Source organism: Mesorhizobium sp. IMUNJ 23033, assembly GCF_044778005.1.
Lineage (GTDB): Bacteria > Pseudomonadota > Alphaproteobacteria > Rhizobiales > Rhizobiaceae > Mesorhizobium > Mesorhizobium amorphae_A.
The window spans coordinates 1-824 of the sequence record NZ_JBJACT010000090.1 but is presented as its reverse complement, the minus strand read 5'-3'; the positions used below and the strand labels follow the sequence as shown (position 1 = coordinate 824).

General features: G+C 63.5%; 1 protein-coding gene. It reads left to right on the top strand.

Annotation, left to right across the window (positions count from 1 at the left end; genetic code table 11):
• Positions 1-808, top strand: an 808-nt coding sequence (locus ACFX5Q_RS34805) for an IS5 family transposase (RefSeq protein ID WP_404285066.1), incomplete at its 5' end; no start/stop codon positions are given.
• Positions 809-824 lie beyond the last annotated feature (16 nt).

Sequence of the window (824 nt, the reverse complement as noted above, 5' to 3'; positions counted from 1 at the left end):
GCAATATTGCCGCGCGGGGCAGCGGGATGCAAATGCGTTGACGGACAGGGAATGGGCATTGATCGAGCCGTTCATGCCTGGAGCGAAGACGACAGGACGACCACGGACGACCGAGCTGCGGACAGTCGTGGACGCGCTCCTCTATATCGCCTGGACGGGCTGCCAGTGGCGGGCATTGCCGGACCGCTTCCCGCCGGTCTCGACGGTTCAACGCTATTTCTATGCCTGGCGAGACAATGGGCTGTGGAGAACCATCAACTTCCACCTGGTGGCAGCAGCACGCCTCGCCCTCGGTCGCGGGGCGAGCCCGAGCGCCGGCATCATCGACAGCCAATCGGCAAAGGCCACGGACGTTGCCGGTTTGCGTGGCTATGACGCCGGCAAGAAGATCAAAGGCCGCAAGCGCCATATCATCACCGACACCGAGGGGCACCTGGTCGGGCTGACGGTGCATACGGCCGACATCCAGGACAGGGATGGGGCAGTCGGCGTCATCGCCTCCATTCGACAGCTTTACCCGTGGTTGCGCCATCTGTTCGCCGACGGCGGTTATGCCGGAGAAAAACTGACGCAGGCTGTGGCCGATCTCGGCACGTGGACCATCGAAATCATCAAGCGCTCCGACACGGCCAAAGGCTTTGAGGTGCTGCCGCGTCGATGGGTCGTCGAGCGAACTTTCGCCTGGCTGGGACGTTGTCGCCGGCTCGCCAAGGACTTCGAGGCGACCATCGCCAGCGCGGAGGCGTGGATCCTCATCGCCTCCATCCGCCTCATGCTTCGTCGCAGCGCAACTCCACGTCGTGCCTAACCGAGTTTCGAGTCAG